Below are 19,502 nucleotides of genomic sequence, written 5' to 3' on the forward strand. Positions count from 1 at the left end.
TTCAATATATATAAATCCAATAAAAATACTCGGAATAGAATGGAGAGAGATTTCAGATGGTTCGTGTGGCAAATTCCATTACAGAATTAATTGGGCAAACACCGATTGTAAAGCTTAACAAATTAGTTGATGAAAATAGCGCAGATGTTTATTTAAAGCTTGAATACTTTAATCCAGGTAGCAGTGTAAAAGACCGTATCGGATTAGCAATGATTGAAGCTGCAGAAGAAAAAGGCTTAATCAAACCAGGTGTCGATACAATTGTTGAGCCTACAAGCGGCAATACAGGTATCGGACTTGCGATGGTAGCTGCTGCAAAGGGCTATAAAGCTGTTTTTGTAATGCCAGAAACAATGAGCTTAGAAAGACGGAATCTGCTTCGCGCCTATGGTGCTGAATTAGTTCTTACACCAGGACCAGAAGGAATGAAGGGAGCTATTGCTCGCGCAGAAGCTTTAGTTGCTGAAAACGGCTACTTTATGCCGCAACAGTTCAAAAACGAAGCCAACCCTGAGGTTCACCGCAAAACAACAGGGAAAGAAATTGTCGAGCAAATGGATCAGCTTGATGGATTTGTTTCCGGTATTGGTACAGGCGGAACTATTTCAGGTGCCGGCAGTGTTATCCGTGAAAAATTCCCTAATGTAAAAATCTATGCTGTTGAGCCGCAGGATTCAGCAATTCTATCTGGCGGTAAGCCAGGTCCGCATAAGCTGCAAGGCCTTGGTGCTGGCTTCGTCCCTGATACATTAAATACAGAAATTTATGATGAAGTTGTTCAAATTAGCACGGAAGAAGCATTTGATGCTTCCCGCCGCGCGGCCAGAGAAGAAGGAATTCTTGGCGGTATTTCTTCCGGCGCTGCTATTTCTGCAGCATTAAAAGTGGCAAAGGAACTTGGAAAAGGCAAAAAAGTATTAGCAATTATACCTGATAACGGCGAGCGTTATTTAAGTACTCCTCTATATCAATACGATGTAGAATAAGTGAACGGACAGGGGGTCGTCGGCAATTGCCGGCGTCCTCTTTTTTTGTGTCCTGGTCCTCTTTTATTGTATGATTAAAGGATAAGAGTTTTTAGGAGGGAATGGGATGAATGCAGCTTTTGAACAAAACATCCATTGCGGGCCATACACATTGGACATGAGCAAAAAAACCATTGTGATGGGAATCCTCAATGCCACACCAGATTCATTCTCCGACGGCGGTAGATTTAATAATATTGACAAGGCTGTTGAACATGCTAAGAAACTGGTTGAAGCTGGCGCTGATATTATTGATATCGGAGGAGAATCTACCCGTCCTGGCTTTGCGGTGGTTCCTGAGGAGGAAGAAATTAAGCGGGTAGTTCCGATTATTGAGGCCATTGCCAAACAAGTTCAAGTGCCAATTTCGATTGATACATACAAAGCGGAAGTGGCCAGGCAGGCGATCCAAGCTGGTGCCCATATTATTAATGATATCTGGGGGGCAAAGGCGGATGAGCGGATGGGTGAGGTTGCGGCGGAATATGATGTTCCAATTATCCTAATGCACAATCGCCATGATCGAAATTATCGATTGTTTGTAAGGGACGTCATCAATGATTTATATGAAAGCATCGCGATTGTTAAAAAAGCTGGTGTGAAGGATGAAAATATTATTCTCGACCCGGGCATTGGGTTTGCTAAGGACTATCAAGAAAATCTGTTGATGATGCAAAATTTGGATAAGCTTGTGATGCTTGGCTACCCGGTTCTCTTGGCAACCTCCCGAAAAACGATGATTGGACAGGCCTTAAATCTGCCTGTTAACGAAAGAATGGAGGGTACAGGGGCAACCATCTGTTACGGCATTCAAAAAGGCTGCCAAATGATCCGTGTTCACGATGTCAAAGAAATGAGCAGGATGGCAAGAATGATGGATGCAATGATGGGAAAGGGTGACATGCTTGGATAAAATATATGTTAATGGTATGGAGTTTTACGGGTACCACGGCGTTTTTCCCGAAGAAACCGTATTGGGACAGCGCTTTTCTGTCGATTTGTCGGTCTCATTGGATTTAAAAGCAGCAGGTGAAACTGACGCGCTTGAACATTCTGTTCATTACGGTGAGCTTTATCAATTATGTAAGGAAGTAGTCGAGGGTGAACCTAAAAAGTTGGTCGAGGCAGTCGCTGAGAAAATTGCCGGAAGTGTCTTATTAGGATTTCCTTTAGTTGAAGAGGTTACGGTGAAGGTGATAAAGCCGGATCCTCCTATTCCCGGCCATTACGAATCCGTTGCTGTCGAGATTACAAGGAGAAGATAAAAGTGGAAAATACAGCATTTATTGCCCTTGGCTCAAATATCGGAAACCGTTATGATAATATGGCGAAGGCTATCCAAATCTTAACCAATCATCCGGGAATTCAGTTGGTAAATAAGTCCTCTATATACGAGACAGATCCTATCGGCTATGAGGATCAGGATTTATTTTTAAATATGGTAATCGAGGTTAAAACAGTCTTAAACGCCAATGAACTATTGGATACATGTTTAAAAACCGAGCAGGAACTTGGCAGGAAAAGGGAGATCAGATGGGGGCCGCGGACGATTGACCTTGACATTTTGACGTTCAATCACGAAAATATTGAAACAGAGAAGCTTATCGTTCCGCACCCGCGGATGCTGGAACGGGCGTTTGTAATGATTCCGCTTTTTGAAATAAATCCAGATATTCATATTTCGGGGATGAAGAAGCCTCTTAGAGCATATATGGTTGAATTACAAGATAAAGAAGGAGTCCGAATATGGAAGCAGAAAAGTGGGGAAGGCGGATTCGAGCCTATCGGAAGCTAAAAGGTTTTACACAAGAGAGCTTTTCAAAGGAACTGGGGGTATCAGTTTCCATTTTGGGAGAAATTGAGCGGGGCAACCGTCTGCCAGCAGAGGAGCTGCTGGAGAAAATTGCGCTGTCTTTAAAAATAACCAAGGAAGATTTAGCACCAAAGGAATAGATGGATAGAAAAATTTTAGTTAAGGAGGACGTTTAATGCTGAAAATTGGCAATATTGAAATGAAGAACCCTGTCGTCTTGGCGCCTATGGCTGGAGTCTGTAACTCGGCATTCCGTCTGACGGTAAAAGAGTTTGGCGCCGGATTGGTCTGCGCCGAAATGGTCAGCGACAAAGGTATAGTTTTTAAAAATGAAAAAACAATGAACATGCTTTATATTGATGAGCGGGAAAAACCATTGAGCCTGCAAATTTTTGGCGGCGAAAAAGAAACGCTTGTCGAGGCAGCAAGATTCGTCGATAAAAATACGAACGCTGATATTATCGATATTAATATGGGCTGTCCGGTTCCAAAAATCACAAAATGTGATGCAGGTGCGAAATGGCTGCTCGATCCTAATAAAATCTATGAAATGGTTTCGGCTGTAGTAGATGCGGTTGAAAAGCCTGTTACGGTTAAAATGCGGATGGGCTGGGATGAAGACCATATCTTTGCAGTTAAAAACGCACAAATGATTGAAAAGGCAGGCGGGAAAGCTGTTGCGCTGCACGGTAGAACGCGCGTCCAAATGTACGAAGGAAAAGCGAATTGGGATATTATCCGTGAAGTAAAGCAGTCAGTAAATATTCCTGTCATCGGCAACGGTGATGTGCAAACACCACAGGATGCCAAAAGAATGCTGGATGAAACCGGTGTTGACGGCGTCATGATCGGCCGGGCTGCACTTGGAAACCCGTGGATGATTTATCGTACGGTTCAATATTTAGAAACGGGGAAATTAATGGGCGAACCATCTGTCCGTGAAAAAATTGATGTTTGTATCCTTCACCTCGATCGTTTGATTGCGTTGAAAAACGAGGATATCGCAGTCCGTGAAATGCGCAAGCATGCTGCTTGGTATTTAAAAGGTATCCGCGGCAATGCCAATGCGCGTAACGCCGTCAATGAGTGTCTTACACGTGAACAGCTCGTTTCCTTGTTAAACGAATTAGTAGTAGATGCAGAGGCAAAAGAACAAAGCCAGGCAATAGTAGGCTGAATTTGACATAAATTGTGCCATTTTCTATAATTATTTTGTTTGATGTTAAGGCTGCCAGTGGGTTACTGGCAGTTTTTATTGTATTCTATCTTTTTTAGATGTCTGAATTCTTCAGTTTGTGTAAAATAATAGAAGTATGCAGATGCGCGGTTTAACATGCGTTTTACATAAAATGATTAATGGAGTTGATAGTTGTGAGTGAAGAATTAAATGACCAATTAAAGGTCAGACGTGAAAAAATGCATTCGATGCGGGAAAAAGGGCTAGATCCCTTTGGTAAACGTTTTGATCGTACACATAGCAGTCAAGAGTTAATCAGTCAATATGACGAAGTTGATAAAGAGGAATTGGAAACCCTAAATGTGACTGTTGCTATTGCCGGGAGAATTATGACGAAACGCGGCAAAGGGAAAGCTGGATTTGCCCATATCCAGGATTTAACTGGCCAAATTCAATTATACGTAAGACAGGACGCAGTTGGCGAAGAGTCATATGAGATTTTTGATTCAGCTGACTTAGGCGATATTGTAGCAGTACACGGAACCTTATTTAAAACGAAAGTTGGCGAGTTATCTGTTAAAGTTGATAACTTTGTGTTCTTAACGAAAGCACTCCGCCCGCTGCCGGATAAATTCCATGGCTTAAAGGACGTCGAACAGCGCTACCGTCAGCGTTACTTAGATTTAATCATGAGCCAGGAAAGCAAAGAAACCTTTATTACCCGCAGTAAAATCATTCAATCAATGCGCCGTTATTTAGATGACCATGGTTATCTAGAGGTTGAAACACCGATGATGCATGCCATTGCTGGCGGAGCATCTGCGAGACCATTTATCACACATCATAATGCTCTTGATATGCCGCTGTTCATGCGAATTGCAATTGAGCTTCATTTGAAGCGTTTGATTGTCGGTGGTCTTGAAAAGGTTTATGAAATCGGCCGGGTATTCCGTAACGAAGGTGTTTCTACACGTCATAATCCTGAGTTTACGATGATTGAATTATATGAGGCATATGCTGACTATCGCGATATTATGAGTTTGACAGAAAACCTCATCGCTCATATTGCGCAAGAAGTATTAGGTACAACAACTGTACAGTACGGAGAATATGAAGTAGACCTCAAGCCGGAGTGGAAAAGACTCCACATGGTTGACGCCATCAAAGAATACACTGGTGCTGATTTCTGGAAAGAGACGAGCGTCGAGGAAGCCCGTCAGCTTGCGAAGGAACATGGTGTAGAAATTACTGAGCATATGCTGTATGGTCATATCGTTAATGAATTCTTTGAGCAAAAAGTAGAAGAAAAGTTGATACAACCTACATTCATTTATGGACATCCGGTTGAAATTTCTCCGCTTGCGAAGAAAAATGACGAGGACCCGCGCTTTACAGACCGTTTTGAGCTGTTTATCGTTGCCCGTGAGCATGCTAATGCTTTTACAGAGTTGAACGACCCGATTGATCAGCGTGAGCGTTTTGAAGCACAGTTAAAAGAACGCGAGCAGGGTAATGATGAAGCGCACGAGATGGATGAAGATTTCGTAGAGGCATTGGAATATGGAATGCCTCCAACAGGCGGTCTAGGAATCGGTATTGACCGTTTAGTAATGTTATTGACAAACTCACCATCGATTCGTGATGTTCTGTTATTCCCGCTAATGCGTCATAAGTAACTTTATGGAAAAGTGCTGTTAAGACAGCACTTTTCCTTTTATTTTTCAATAAAAAGAGTGAATATTTAAACTTGCACTTAGGTTTAAAAAAACTGATAAAAACTATTGCACGAAATTATTAATGGTGGTATATTAATATCTGTTGTTGCGAGACATTAAGTCTTCGACAAAAGATATTAAAAAAGTTGTTGACATTAAGTTGATAACTTGGTATGATAAAAAAGTCGCTTTTAGGCGGCAGGTTAAATAGTTCTTTGAAAACTAAACAAACAAAAACGTCAACAAACAATAATTATTCATTTCTTTTAAAATGAAGCCAACGTAACATTTTTGAGCTAATCAACTCAACTTTATTGGAGAGTTTGATCCTGGCTCAGGACGAACGCTGGCGGCGTGCCTAATACATGCAAGTCGAGCGAATCACTGGGAGCTTGCTCCCGGTGGTTAGCGGCGGACGGGTGAGTAACACGTGGGCAACCTGCCTGTAAGACTGGGATAACTTCGGGAAACCGGAGCTAATACCGGATAATTTCTTCCCTCGCATGAGGGAAGGTTGAAAGTCGGTTTCGGCTGACACTTACAGATGGGCCCGCGGCGCATTAGCTAGTTGGTGAGGTAACGGCTCACCAAGGCGACGATGCGTAGCCGACCTGAGAGGGTGATCGGCCACACTGGGACTGAGACACGGCCCAGACTCCTACGGGAGGCAGCAGTAGGGAATCTTCCACAATGGACGAAAGTCTGATGGAGCAACGCCGCGTGAGCGATGAAGGCCTTCGGGTCGTAAAGCTCTGTTGTCAGGGAAGAACAAGTATCGGAGTAACTGCCGGTACCTTGACGGTACCTGACCAGAAAGCCACGGCTAACTACGTGCCAGCAGCCGCGGTAATACGTAGGTGGCAAGCGTTGTCCGGAATTATTGGGCGTAAAGCGCGCGCAGGCGGTCCTTTAAGTCTGATGTGAAAGCCCACGGCTCAACCGTGGAGGGTCATTGGAAACTGGGGGACTTGAGTGCAGAAGAGGAAAGCGGAATTCCACGTGTAGCGGTGAAATGCGTAGAGATGTGGAGGAACACCAGTGGCGAAGGCGGCTTTCTGGTCTGTAACTGACGCTGAGGCGCGAAAGCGTGGGGAGCAAACAGGATTAGATACCCTGGTAGTCCACGCCGTAAACGATGAGTGCTAAGTGTTAGAGGGTTTCCGCCCTTTAGTGCTGCAGCTAACGCATTAAGCACTCCGCCTGGGGAGTACGGCCGCAAGGCTGAAACTCAAAGGAATTGACGGGGGCCCGCACAAGCGGTGGAGCATGTGGTTTAATTCGAAGCAACGCGAAGAACCTTACCAGGTCTTGACATCCTCTGACACTCCTAGAGATAGGAATTTCCCCTTCGGGGGACAGAGTGACAGGTGGTGCATGGTTGTCGTCAGCTCGTGTCGTGAGATGTTGGGTTAAGTCCCGCAACGAGCGCAACCCTTGATCTTAGTTGCCAGCATTTAGTTGGGCACTCTAAGGTGACTGCCGGTGACAAACCGGAGGAAGGTGGGGATGACGTCAAATCATCATGCCCCTTATGACCTGGGCTACACACGTGCTACAATGGATGGTACAAAGGGTAGCGAAGCCGCGAGGTGAAGCCAATCCCATAAAACCATTCTCAGTTCGGATTGCAGGCTGCAACTCGCCTGCATGAAGCCGGAATCGCTAGTAATCGCGGATCAGCATGCCGCGGTGAATACGTTCCCGGGCCTTGTACACACCGCCCGTCACACCACGAGAGTTTGTAACACCCGAAGTCGGTGGGGTAACCGTAAGGAGCCAGCCGCCTAAGGTGGGACAGATGATTGGGGTGAAGTCGTAACAAGGTAGCCGTATCGGAAGGTGCGGCTGGATCACCTCCTTTCTAAGGATATAAGCTGGACATATGAGCCAGACAATACATGTTTGTTTGATTATTTCTTGTTTGTTTAGTTTTGAGGGAATTATCTCTCAAAACCTTATTTTTTTGCTCCTGCGCCGCAGTAACTCGAGGAAGTGAATCCTCAGCTCGTCGCAAGGCTGCAAGAAGTAACGCTCTGATGTTTAGTCATGATGTGATTGAAGTCCGTAGCCTTGTTCCTTGAAAACTAGATAATCGTAAAAGAAGAAGTAACCAAGTAAGAACCGAGTAATCGCCATTTTAGTTTTTCTCTCTTATTTTTAAGAGTAAGTAAAACCTTTTAGGTTAAGTTAGAAAGGGCGCACGGTGAATGCCTTGGCACTAGGAGCCGATGAAGGACGGGACTAACACCGATATGCTTCGGGGAGCTGTAAGTAAGCGCCGATCCGGAGATTTCCGAATGGGGAAACCCACTGTTCGTAATGGAGCAGTATCTTTACCTGAATACATAGGGTATTGAAGGCAGACCCGGGGAACTGAAACATCTAAGTACCCGGAGGAAGAGAAAGCAAACGCGATTCCCTGAGTAGCGGCGAGCGAAACGGGAACAGCCCAAACCGAAAGGCTTGCCTTTCGGGGTTGTAGGACACTCAACATGGAGTTACAAAGGAACGGGGTAGATGAAGCGGTCTGGAAAGACCAGCCATAGAAGGTAAAAGCCCTGTAGTCGAAACTTCGTTCCCTCCTGAGTGGATCCTGAGTACGGCCGGACACGTGAAATCCGGTCGGAAGCAGGGAGGACCATCTCCCAAGGCTAAATACTCCCTAGTGACCGATAGTGAACCAGTACCGTGAGGGAAAGGTGAAAAGCACCCCGGAAGGGGAGTGAAAGAGATCCTGAAACCGTGTGCCTACAAGTAGTCAGAGCCCGTTCATGGGTGATGGCGTGCCTTTTGTAGAATGAACCGGCGAGTTACGATTGCATGCGAGGTTAAGTTGAAGAGACGGAGCCGCAGCGAAAGCGAGTCTGAATAGGGCGAATTAGTATGTAGTCGTAGACCCGAAACCAGGTGATCTACCCATGTCCAGGGTGAAGTCCAGGTAACACTGGATGGAGGCCCGAACCCACGCACGTTGAAAAGTGCGGGGATGAGGTGTGGGTAGCGGAGAAATTCCAATCGAACTTGGAGATAGCTGGTTCTCTCCGAAATAGCTTTAGGGCTAGCCTCACGTAGTTAGAGTCTTGGAGGTAGAGCACTGTTTGGACTAGGGGCCCTCATCGGGTTACCGAATTCAGACAAACTCCGAATGCCAATGACTTATCCGTGGGAGTCAGACTGCGAGTGATAAGATCCGTAGTCAAAAGGGAAACAGCCCAGACCACCAGCTAAGGTCCCAAAGTATACGTTAAGTGGAAAAGGATGTGGAGTTGCTTAGACAACCAGGATGTTGGCTTAGAAGCAGCCACCATTTAAAGAGTGCGTAATAGCTCACTGGTCGAGTGACTCTGCGCCGAAAATGTACCGGGGCTAAACGTATCACCGAAGCTGTGGGTGGACACCTCATGGTGTCCGCGGTAGGAGAGCGTTCTAAGGGCGTTGAAGCTAGACCGTAAGGACTGGTGGAGCGCTTAGAAGTGAGAATGCCGGTATGAGTAGCGAAAGATGAGTGAGAATCTCATCCACCGTATGCCTAAGGTTTCCTGAGGAAGGCTCGTCCGCTCAGGGTTAGTCGGGACCTAAGCCGAGGCCGAAAGGCGTAGGCGATGGACAACAGGTTGATATTCCTGTACCACCTCTTTATCGTTTGAGTGATGGGGGGACGCAGGAGGATAGGGTAAGCGCACTGCTGGATATGTGCGTGCAAGCAGTTAGGCTGGTGAATAGGAAAATCCGTTCACCGTAAGGCTGAGCTGTGATGCCGAGGGAATTATAGTACCGAAGTTCCTGATTCCACACTGCCAAGAAAAGCCTCTAGCGAGATAAAAGGTGCCCGTACCGCAAACCGACACAGGTAGGCGAGGAGAGAATCCTAAGGTGAGCGAGAGAACTCTCGTTAAGGAACTCGGCAAAATGACCCCGTAACTTCGGGAGAAGGGGTGCTTTTTGGGGTGAATAGCCCCGAAGAGCCGCAGTGAATAGGCCCAGGCGACTGTTTAGCAAAAACACAGGTCTCTGCAAAGCCGCAAGGCGAAGTATAGGGGCTGACGCCTGCCCGGTGCTGGAAGGTTAAGAGGAGGGGTTAGCGCAAGCGAAGCTCTGAATCGAAGCCCCAGTAAACGGCGGCCGTAACTATAACGGTCCTAAGGTAGCGAAATTCCTTGTCGGGTAAGTTCCGACCCGCACGAAAGGCGTAACGATCTGGGCACTGTCTCAACGAGAGACTCGGTGAAATTATAGTACCTGTGAAGATGCAGGTTACCCGCGACAGGACGGAAAGACCCCATGGAGCTTTACTGTAGCCTGATATTGAATTTTGGTACAGCTTGTACAGGATAGGTAGGAGCCTGAGAAACCGGAGCGCCAGCTTCGGTGGAGGCGTCGGTGGGATACTACCCTGGCTGTATTGAAATTCTAACCCGCACCCCTGATCGGGGTGGGAGACAGTGTCAGGTGGGCAGTTTGACTGGGGCGGTCGCCTCCTAAAGTGTAACGGAGGCGCCCAAAGGTTCCCTCAGAATGGTTGGAAATCATTCGCAGAGTGTAAAGGCACAAGGGAGCTTGACTGCGAGACCTACAAGTCGAGCAGGGACGAAAGTCGGGCTTAGTGATCCGGTGGTTCCGCATGGAAGGGCCATCGCTCAACGGATAAAAGCTACCCTGGGGATAACAGGCTTATCTCCCCCAAGAGTCCACATCGACGGGGAGGTTTGGCACCTCGATGTCGGCTCATCGCATCCTGGGGCTGTAGTCGGTCCCAAGGGTTGGGCTGTTCGCCCATTAAAGCGGTACGCGAGCTGGGTTCAGAACGTCGTGAGACAGTTCGGTCCCTATCCGTCGTGGGCGCAGGAAATTTGAGAGGAGCTGTCCTTAGTACGAGAGGACCGGGATGGACGCACCGCTGGTGTACCAGTTGTCTTGCCAAAGGCATCGCTGGGTAGCTATGTGCGGACGGGATAAGTGCTGAAAGCATCTAAGCATGAAGCCCCCCTCGAGATGAGATTTCCCATAGCGTCAAGCTAGTAAGATCCCTGAAAGATGATCAGGTTGATAGGTCAGAGGTGGAAGCGCGGTGACGTGTGGAGCTGACTGATACTAATCGATCGAGGACTTAACCAAGTCATAATTAAGTAAGGTGAACTCGTTTTTACTAAACTTCTTCTGCGTTATCTAGTTTTGAGGGAATGAAACCTCTAATTCAATAGGTCCGGTAGCAATGGCGAGAAGGTCACACCCGTTCCCATCCCGAACACGGAAGTTAAGCTTCTCAGCGCCGATGGTAGTTGGGACGCAAGTCCCTGTGAGAGTAGGACGCTGCCGGGCCATCATATATGGAGGATTAGCTCAGCTGGGAGAGCATCTGCCTTACAAGCAGAGGGTCGGCGGTTCGATCCCGTCATCCTCCACCATATTATTATGCCGGCTTAGCTCAATTGGTAGAGCAACTGACTTGTAATCAGTAGGTTGAGGGTTCAAGTCCTTTAGCCGGCACCACGCTTCTTACTTCATTGAATTGCATCAGCGGAAGCGTGCGCGAAATCCCGAAGGGATTTTAAGCAGAATAACTAGGTAGTTTAGCATTTCTTATTGTACGAGCCATTAGCTCAGTCGGTAGAGCATCTGACTTTTAATCAGAGGGTCGAAGGTTCGAGTCCTTCATGGCTCACCATTTTAATATGCGGGTGTGGCGGAATTGGCAGACGCACCAGACTTAGGATCTGGCGCCGCAAGGCGTGGGGGTTCGACTCCCTTCACCCGCACCATTTTAATATCGCGGAAGTAGTTCAGTGGTAGAACACCACCTTGCCAAGGTGGGGGTCGCGGGTTCGAATCCCGTCTTCCGCTCCATATTTGCCGGGGTGGCGGAACTGGCAGACGCACAGGACTTAAAATCCTGCGGTAGGTGACTACCGTACCGGTTCGATTCCGGTCCTCGGCACCATTTATAAAATAAGCGCCCGTAGCTCAATTGGATAGAGCGTCTGACTACGGATCAGAAGGTTATGGGTTCGACTCCTGTCGGGCGCGCCATCAAATTTAATAGTACGGGAAATAGCTCAGCTTGGTAGAGCACTTGGTTTGGGACCAAGGGGTCGCAGGTTCGAATCCTGTTTTCCCGACCATTTTAACGGGGCCTTAGCTCAGCTGGGAGAGCGCCTGCTTTGCACGCAGGAGGTCAGCGGTTCGATCCCGCTAGGCTCCACCATTTATTTTTAAAAATATATTGACATTGTTAATTTGCTTTGTTAATATATAAAAGTCGCCTTTGAGAGGCGGATTAAATAGTTCTTTGAAAACTAAACAAACAAAACGTCAACAAACAATAATTATTCATTTCTTTTGAAATGAAGCCAACGTAACATTTTTGAGCTAATCAACTCAACTTTATTGGAGAGTTTGATCCTGGCTCAGGACGAACGCTGGCGGCGTGCCTAATACATGCAAGTCGAGCGAATCACTGGGAGCTTGCTCCCGGTGGTTAGCGGCGGACGGGTGAGTAACACGTGGGCAACCTGCCTGTAAGACTGGGATAACTTCGGGAAACCGGAGCTAATACCGGATAATTTCTTCCCTCGCATGAGGGAAGGTTGAAAGTCGGTTTCGGCTGACACTTACAGATGGGCCCGCGGCGCATTAGCTAGTTGGTGAGGTAACGGCTCACCAAGGCGACGATGCGTAGCCGACCTGAGAGGGTGATCGGCCACACTGGGACTGAGACACGGCCCAGACTCCTACGGGAGGCAGCAGTAGGGAATCTTCCACAATGGACGAAAGTCTGATGGAGCAACGCCGCGTGAGCGATGAAGGCCTTCGGGTCGTAAAGCTCTGTTGTCAGGGAAGAACAAGTATCGGAGTAACTGCCGGTACCTTGACGGTACCTGACCAGAAAGCCACGGCTAACTACGTGCCAGCAGCCGCGGTAATACGTAGGTGGCAAGCGTTGTCCGGAATTATTGGGCGTAAAGCGCGCGCAGGCGGTCCTTTAAGTCTGATGTGAAAGCCCACGGCTCAACCGTGGAGGGTCATTGGAAACTGGGGGACTTGAGTGCAGAAGAGGAAAGCGGAATTCCACGTGTAGCGGTGAAATGCGTAGAGATGTGGAGGAACACCAGTGGCGAAGGCGGCTTTCTGGTCTGTAACTGACGCTGAGGCGCGAAAGCGTGGGGAGCAAACAGGATTAGATACCCTGGTAGTCCACGCCGTAAACGATGAGTGCTAAGTGTTAGAGGGTTTCCGCCCTTTAGTGCTGCAGCTAACGCATTAAGCACTCCGCCTGGGGAGTACGGCCGCAAGGCTGAAACTCAAAGGAATTGACGGGGGCCCGCACAAGCGGTGGAGCATGTGGTTTAATTCGAAGCAACGCGAAGAACCTTACCAGGTCTTGACATCCTCTGACACTCCTAGAGATAGGAATTTCCCCTTCGGGGGACAGAGTGACAGGTGGTGCATGGTTGTCGTCAGCTCGTGTCGTGAGATGTTGGGTTAAGTCCCGCAACGAGCGCAACCCTTGATCTTAGTTGCCAGCATTCAGTTGGGCACTCTAAGGTGACTGCCGGTGACAAACCGGAGGAAGGTGGGGATGACGTCAAATCATCATGCCCCTTATGACCTGGGCTACACACGTGCTACAATGGATGGTACAAAGGGCAGCGAAGCCGCGAGGTGAAGCCAATCCCATAAAACCATTCTCAGTTCGGATTGCAGGCTGCAACTCGCCTGCATGAAGCCGGAATCGCTAGTAATCGCGGATCAGCATGCCGCGGTGAATACGTTCCCGGGCCTTGTACACACCGCCCGTCACACCACGAGAGTTTGTAACACCCGAAGTCGGTGGGGTAACCGTAAGGAGCCAGCCGCCTAAGGTGGGACAGATGATTGGGGTGAAGTCGTAACAAGGTAGCCGTATCGGAAGGTGCGGCTGGATCACCTCCTTTCTAAGGATATAAGCTGGACATATGAGCCAGACAATACATGTTTGTTTGATTGTTTCTTGTTTGTTTAGTTTTGAGGGAATTATCTCTCAAAACTTTTTGTTCCTTGAAAACTAGATAATCGTAAAAGAAGAAGTAACCAAGTAAGAACCGAGTAATCGCCATTTTAGTTTTTCTCTCTTATTTTTAAGAGTAAGTAAAACCTTTTAGGTTAAGTTAGAAAGGGCGCACGGTGAATGCCTTGGCACTAGGAGCCGATGAAGGACGGGACTAACACCGATATGCTTCGGGGAGCTGTAAGTAAGCGCCGATCCGGAGATTTCCGAATGGGGAAACCCACTGTTCGTAATGGAGCAGTATCTTTACCTGAATACATAGGGTATTGAAGGCAGACCCGGGGAACTGAAACATCTAAGTACCCGGAGGAAGAGAAAGCAAACGCGATTCCCTGAGTAGCGGCGAGCGAAACGGGAACAGCCCAAACCGAAAGGCTTGCCTTTCGGGGTTGTAGGACACTCAACATGGAGTTACAAAGGAACGGGGTAGATGAAGCGGTCTGGAAAGGCCAGCCATAGAAGGTAAAAGCCCTGTAGTCGAAACTTCGTTCCCTCCTGAGTGGATCCTGAGTACGGCCGGACACGTGAAATCCGGTCGGAAGCAGGGAGGACCATCTCCCAAGGCTAAATACTCCCTAGTGACCGATAGTGAACCAGTACCGTGAGGGAAAGGTGAAAAGCACCCCGGAAGGGGAGTGAAAGAGATCCTGAAACCGTGTGCCTACAAGTAGTCAGAGCCCGTTCATGGGTGATGGCGTGCCTTTTGTAGAATGAACCGGCGAGTTACGATTGCATGCGAGGTTAAGTTGAAGAGACGGAGCCGCAGCGAAAGCGAGTCTGAATAGGGCGAATTAGTATGTAGTCGTAGACCCGAAACCAGGTGATCTACCCATGTCCAGGGTGAAGTCCAGGTAACACTGGATGGAGGCCCGAACCCACGCACGTTGAAAAGTGCGGGGATGAGGTGTGGGTAGCGGAGAAATTCCAATCGAACTTGGAGATAGCTGGTTCTCTCCGAAATAGCTTTAGGGCTAGCCTCACGTAGTTAGAGTCTTGGAGGTAGAGCACTGTTTGGACTAGGGGCCCTCATCGGGTTACCGAATTCAGACAAACTCCGAATGCCAATGACTTATCCGTGGGAGTCAGACTGCGAGTGATAAGATCCGTAGTCAAAAGGGAAACAGCCCAGACCACCAGCTAAGGTCCCAAAGTATACGTTAAGTGGAAAAGGATGTGGAGTTGCTTAGACAACCAGGATGTTGGCTTAGAAGCAGCCACCATTTAAAGAGTGCGTAATAGCTCACTGGTCGAGTGACTCTGCGCCGAAAATGTACCGGGGCTAAACGTATCACCGAAGCTGTGGGTGGACACCTTGTGGTGTCCGCGGTAGGAGAGCGTTCTAAGGGCGTTGAAGCTAGACCGTAAGGACTGGTGGAGCGCTTAGAAGTGAGAATGCCGGTATGAGTAGCGAAAGATGAGTGAGAATCTCATCCACCGTATGCCTAAGGTTTCCTGAGGAAGGCTCGTCCGCTCAGGGTTAGTCGGGACCTAAGCCGAGGCCGAAAGGCGTAGGCGATGGACAACAGGTTGATATTCCTGTACCACCTCTTTATCGTTTGAGTGATGGGGGGACGCAGGAGGATAGGGTAAGCGCACTGTTGGATATGTGCGTGCAAGCAGTTAGGCTGGCAAGTAGGAAAATCCGCTTGCCATAAGGCTGAGCTGTGATGCCGAGGGAATTATAGTACCGAAGTTCCTGATTCCACACTGCCAAGAAAAGCCTCTAGCGAGATAAAAGGTGCCCGTACCGCAAACCGACACAGGTAGGCGAGGAGAGAATCCTAAGGTGAGCGAGAGAACTCTCGTTAAGGAACTCGGCAAAATGACCCCGTAACTTCGGGAGAAGGGGTGCTTTTTGGGGTGAATAGCCCCGAAGAGCCGCAGTGAATAGGCCCAGGCGACTGTTTAGCAAAAACACAGGTCTCTGCAAAGCCGCAAGGCGAAGTATAGGGGCTGACGCCTGCCCGGTGCTGGAAGGTTAAGAGGAGGGGTTAGCGCAAGCGAAGCTCTGAATCGAAGCCCCAGTAAACGGCGGCCGTAACTATAACGGTCCTAAGGTAGCGAAATTCCTTGTCGGGTAAGTTCCGACCCGCACGAAAGGCGTAACGATCTGGGCACTGTCTCAACGAGAGACTCGGTGAAATTATAGTACCTGTGAAGATGCAGGTTACCCGCGACAGGACGGAAAGACCCCATGGAGCTTTACTGTAGCCTGATATTGAATTTTGGTACAGCTTGTACAGGATAGGTAGGAGCCTGAGAAACCGGAGCGCCAGCTTCGGTGGAGGCGTCGGTGGGATACTACCCTGGCTGTATTGAAATTCTAACCCGCACCCCTGATCGGGGTGGGAGACAGTGTCAGGTGGGCAGTTTGACTGGGGCGGTCGCCTCCTAAAGTGTAACGGAGGCGCCCAAAGGTTCCCTCAGAATGGTTGGAAATCATTCGCAGAGTGTAAAGGCACAAGGGAGCTTGACTGCGAGACCTACAAGTCGAGCAGGGACGAAAGTCGGGCTTAGTGATCCGGTGGTTCCGCATGGAAGGGCCATCGCTCAACGGATAAAAGCTACCCTGGGGATAACAGGCTTATCTCCCCCAAGAGTCCACATCGACGGGGAGGTTTGGCACCTCGATGTCGGCTCATCGCATCCTGGGGCTGTAGTCGGTCCCAAGGGTTGGGCTGTTCGCCCATTAAAGCGGTACGCGAGCTGGGTTCAGAACGTCGTGAGACAGTTCGGTCCCTATCCGTCGTGGGCGCAGGAAATTTGAGAGGAGCTGTCCTTAGTACGAGAGGACCGGGATGGACGCACCGCTGGTGTACCAGTTGTCTTGCCAAAGGCATCGCTGGGTAGCTATGTGCGGACGGGATAAGTGCTGAAAGCATCTAAGCATGAAGCCCCCCTCGAGATGAGATTTCCCATAGCGTCAAGCTAGTAAGATCCCTGAAAGATGATCAGGTTGATAGGTCAGAGGTGGAAGCGCGGTGACGTGTGGAGCTGACTGATACTAATCGATCGAGGACTTAACCAAGTCATAATTAAGTAAGGTGAACTCGTTTTTACTAAACTTCTTCTGCGTTATCTAGTTTTGAGGGAATGAAACCTCTAATTCAATAGGTCCGGTAGCAATGGCGAGAAGGTCACACCCGTTCCCATCCCGAACACGGAAGTTAAGCTTCTCAGCGCCGATGGTAGTTGGGACGCAAGTCCCTGTGAGAGTAGGACGCTGCCGGGCAAATAAAAAGACAACCTGAAAATGGTTGTCTTTTTTTGTTGGCGATTTAGACATGAATGATGCATACGAACCGTTTAAGAAACTGAAAAAACTTTTCATCGCGATTTATTAAGGACAAATATTCACTAGGTGGATAAGTAAATGTCTTTAATGGAGTTTATAGAGACAAAACCGTCTGGGGATGAAGGGCAAAATGTCCTTTATTGAGGTTAGTCTAAAAAGTGGACACGTAAAAATGAGATTTAGATTATAATACAATCATCATTTAAAAGGACGTGTTCACATGGGTAAACATCATTCTCAAGAGTATAAAGAATATGTTGCAAAGTTAATCGTTGAGGAGGGGAAAAAAGCCTCCCAGGTAGCTTTTGAACTCGAGATCTCCCCTAAAACTGTTAGTCGATGGGTGGCAGCTTACAGGACTAAAACAAGTGCTGGGAAAGCTGGAGAAAACTATCTTACACCCACAGAACTTGAAAAACTGAAAAAGCAACACGAGAAAGAGATACAAAAATTGAAAGAGGAAAACGAAATTCTAAAAAAGGCCATGCACATCTTCACGAAAAACCAAGCGTAATTTATACGTTCATTCAAGCCCACTCTGATGAGCACGCTGTGGCGAAGATGTGCAAAGTTCTTAAAGTATCATCAAGTGGCTATTATAAATGGCTAAGGATCCAGAATAAACCTCAATCTGAGAAAGATGCCTACCGTAAAGAAATCAAGCAAAAAATAAGTAAATCATTTCACGAGAGCTATGGTACGTATGGGAGCCCCAGGGTCCATGCCGACTTGGTGGAGTGGGGTTATACCATTTCTCAAAAGACGGTTGCACGTATGATGAAAGAGATGGGTTTAACAGCCACACCAAAAGAAAAGTTTGTCATTACTACTAATTCAAATCATGATTTACACATTTATCCTAACCTGCTTAATCGCCAATTTAATGTTGAAAAGCCCAACCGAGCATGGGTAACTGACATTACGTACATTTGGACGCTTGAAGGCTGGGTTTATTTATCATCCGTTATGGATCTATTCTCAAGAAAAATCGTAGGCTGGAGTATGGCTTCACATATGAAAAAGGAGCTATCCATACAAGCATTAAATATGGCGATTGTTACAAGGCAGCCTAGTGAAGGGTTAATCCATCATTCGGACCGTGGGTCCCAGTATTGTTCAAATGATTATATCGACATCCTGAAAGGGAAAAACATGCATATCAGTATGAGCAGAAAGGGCGATCCTTACGACAATGCATGTATTGAGTCTTTTCATGCCACAATCAAGAAAGACTTGATCTACAGAAGACGCTTTAAGACCAGGGCTGAAGCCGTAAAAGCCATTAATCATTATTTAAATAGTTTTTATAATGAAAAACGAAAACACTCTACTTTAGGGCACAATTCACCGAATCAATTCGAGAGAAACCACCGGCAAGATGAAGTTGCATATACCTCATAATATAGCCATTTGGTGTTAGGAAATGAGCAGTCATGCTTTTCGACTGATCATTTCTAATACCGTACCAAACGAAGTGCGGTAGTGGTTTGGTTTCTAAAAGTCTTAAATTTTACTGTCCACTTTCTTGACAGAAGACCATTATCCGGCTTTTCAAAGACAAAATGGCCCTTGAGCATGGCCGAAATGTCTTTTATCTGGCTTCTCAAAGACAAAATCACCCATACAAAGGTCAAAATGTCCTTTATCCACCTTATTAAAGACAAAATCACCAAAACGGAATGTCAAAATGTCTTTAATCTGTCTTTTTAATCTGTGTTCGTTGATTATCTCGAACGGTCCCCATGCCCCACATTCCCAGACTACATTCCCTATTTGATGCACAAGAACCGTCCCCATGCATCACAATCCTTCAAATTTAGTAGTTTTTTCCCATCAATCATAGGTTTCGCAACCGCGAGATTTGGAGAAAATCATATAATAGTGAATCGTTGCATCTGGAAATAAAATTGAGTATAATTAATGTCAAATATAGTCAAAGTCAGATGGTGCAAGGGGGTGGGAAGATGAGAAACATCTCCGATATTATCGAGAAATATCTGAAGCAGGTTTTGGATATGAGTGAAGAAGATATTGTGGAAATCAAACGCAGCGAGGTTGCTGATAAATTTCAATGTGTTCCTTCACAAATTAACTATGTCATTAACACCCGATTCACGATTGAACGGGGGTATGTCGTGGAAAGCAAACGGGGCGGGGGCGGATATATCCGGATTATTAAGGTGCAGTCTCATGATTCGGCCCAATTGATTGACCATTTGCTGTCACTTATCCATAGCCGTTGCAGTCAGGCAAGTGCGGAGGATGTGATTGGCCGGCTTATTCAGGAAGAGATTATTACAAAAAGAGAGGCTAAAATTATGTTAAGCGTGATTGATCGGTCTGTTTTGTATATTGAACTTCCATACCGGGATGAATTAAGAGCAAGAATGTTAAAGGCAATGTTAACATCTTTGAAATATAAATAATATAGCC

Annotated in this window: 10 protein-coding genes, 9 tRNA genes and 6 rRNA genes; all 25 read left to right on the top strand. The window is 47.3% G+C overall.

Annotation, left to right across the window (positions count from 1 at the left end; translation table 11 throughout):
* Positions 1-56 precede the first annotated feature (56 nt).
* The 25 genes from cysK (at position 57) to ACZ5B7_RS00525 (ending at position 19,495) form a co-directional block, all read left to right on the top strand.
* Positions 57-986 (top strand): cysteine synthase A, encoded by a 930-nt coding sequence (gene cysK, locus ACZ5B7_RS00405; protein ID WP_213148308.1) that lies wholly within the window; start codon positions 57-59, stop codon positions 984-986.
* A gap of 106 nt (positions 987-1,092) precedes the next feature.
* Complete coding sequence (folP, locus tag ACZ5B7_RS00410) at positions 1,093-1,938, top strand: dihydropteroate synthase (RefSeq protein WP_464492239.1); 846 nt, start codon at positions 1,093-1,095, stop codon at positions 1,936-1,938.
* On the top strand, positions 1,931-2,290 hold the full coding sequence (gene folB / locus ACZ5B7_RS00415) for a dihydroneopterin aldolase (protein WP_213148306.1): 360 nt from the start codon (positions 1,931-1,933) through the stop codon (positions 2,288-2,290). Before folP ends, folB begins: the two co-directional genes overlap by 8 nt.
* Before the next feature lie 2 nt (positions 2,291-2,292).
* Positions 2,293-2,820, top strand: coding sequence for a 2-amino-4-hydroxy-6-hydroxymethyldihydropteridine diphosphokinase (folK, locus tag ACZ5B7_RS00420; RefSeq protein WP_423800314.1), 528 nt, complete (start codon positions 2,293-2,295; stop codon positions 2,818-2,820).
* The gene (locus ACZ5B7_RS00425) at positions 2,772-2,978 is read left to right on the top strand and encodes a helix-turn-helix domain-containing protein (protein WP_213121119.1); all 207 of its coding nucleotides are present in this window, start codon (positions 2,772-2,774) and stop codon (positions 2,976-2,978) included. Before folK ends, ACZ5B7_RS00425 begins: the two co-directional genes overlap by 49 nt.
* A 35-nt stretch (positions 2,979-3,013) precedes the next feature.
* Positions 3,014-4,015, top strand: a complete 1,002-nt coding sequence (gene dusB, locus ACZ5B7_RS00430) for a tRNA dihydrouridine synthase DusB (RefSeq protein WP_464492240.1) — start codon at positions 3,014-3,016, stop codon at positions 4,013-4,015.
* A 179-nt stretch (positions 4,016-4,194) separates the two neighbouring features.
* Entirely contained in the window at positions 4,195-5,691 is a 1,497-nt protein-coding gene (lysS, locus tag ACZ5B7_RS00435) for a lysine--tRNA ligase (protein WP_464492241.1), read from the top strand.
* A 350-nt stretch (positions 5,692-6,041) separates the two neighbouring features.
* Positions 6,042-7,591, top strand: a 16S ribosomal RNA gene (locus ACZ5B7_RS00440).
* A 319-nt stretch (positions 7,592-7,910) separates the two neighbouring features.
* Positions 7,911-10,845, top strand: a 23S ribosomal RNA gene (locus ACZ5B7_RS00445).
* Between the two features lie 87 nt (positions 10,846-10,932).
* Positions 10,933-11,049: ribosomal RNA gene (gene rrf, locus ACZ5B7_RS00450) — 5S ribosomal RNA — on the top strand.
* A 10-nt stretch (positions 11,050-11,059) separates the two neighbouring features.
* A tRNA-Val gene (locus tag ACZ5B7_RS00455) sits at positions 11,060-11,135 on the top strand.
* A gap of 9 nt (positions 11,136-11,144) precedes the next feature.
* A tRNA-Thr gene (locus ACZ5B7_RS00460) sits at positions 11,145-11,220 on the top strand.
* Positions 11,221-11,319: 99 nt separating this feature from the next.
* Positions 11,320-11,395 (top strand) — tRNA-Lys (locus ACZ5B7_RS00465).
* Positions 11,396-11,404: 9 nt separating this feature from the next.
* A tRNA-Leu gene (locus tag ACZ5B7_RS00470) sits at positions 11,405-11,489 on the top strand.
* 10 nt (positions 11,490-11,499) lie between these two features.
* Positions 11,500-11,574: transfer RNA gene (locus ACZ5B7_RS00475), tRNA-Gly, on the top strand.
* Between the two features lie 5 nt (positions 11,575-11,579).
* Positions 11,580-11,668 (top strand) — tRNA-Leu (locus ACZ5B7_RS00480).
* A gap of 12 nt (positions 11,669-11,680) precedes the next feature.
* Positions 11,681-11,757, top strand: a tRNA-Arg gene (locus ACZ5B7_RS00485).
* A 15-nt stretch (positions 11,758-11,772) separates the two neighbouring features.
* Positions 11,773-11,849: transfer RNA gene (locus ACZ5B7_RS00490), tRNA-Pro, on the top strand.
* Positions 11,850-11,856: 7 nt separating this feature from the next.
* Positions 11,857-11,932 (top strand) — tRNA-Ala (locus tag ACZ5B7_RS00495).
* A 179-nt stretch (positions 11,933-12,111) separates the two neighbouring features.
* A 16S ribosomal RNA gene (locus ACZ5B7_RS00500) occupies positions 12,112-13,661 on the top strand.
* A gap of 206 nt (positions 13,662-13,867) precedes the next feature.
* A 23S ribosomal RNA gene (locus tag ACZ5B7_RS00505) occupies positions 13,868-16,802 on the top strand.
* A gap of 87 nt (positions 16,803-16,889) precedes the next feature.
* A 5S ribosomal RNA gene (gene rrf / locus ACZ5B7_RS00510) occupies positions 16,890-17,006 on the top strand.
* The 16S, 23S and 5S rRNA genes sit together here with 9 tRNA genes alongside, the layout of an rRNA operon.
* A 283-nt stretch (positions 17,007-17,289) precedes the next feature.
* A complete protein-coding gene (locus ACZ5B7_RS00515; RefSeq protein WP_213140605.1) occupies positions 17,290-17,583 on the top strand; it encodes a transposase in 294 nt (97 codons plus the stop codon).
* An 11-nt stretch (positions 17,584-17,594) separates the two neighbouring features.
* A complete protein-coding gene (locus tag ACZ5B7_RS00520; protein WP_464494408.1) occupies positions 17,595-18,470 on the top strand; it encodes an IS3 family transposase in 876 nt (291 codons plus the stop codon).
* A 563-nt stretch (positions 18,471-19,033) separates the two neighbouring features.
* Positions 19,034-19,495, top strand: coding sequence for a CtsR family transcriptional regulator (locus ACZ5B7_RS00525; RefSeq protein WP_213148297.1), 462 nt, complete (start codon positions 19,034-19,036; stop codon positions 19,493-19,495).
* The last annotated feature ends 7 nt before the right edge of the window (positions 19,496-19,502 follow it).

The organism is Neobacillus sp. S1115, assembly GCF_055385565.1.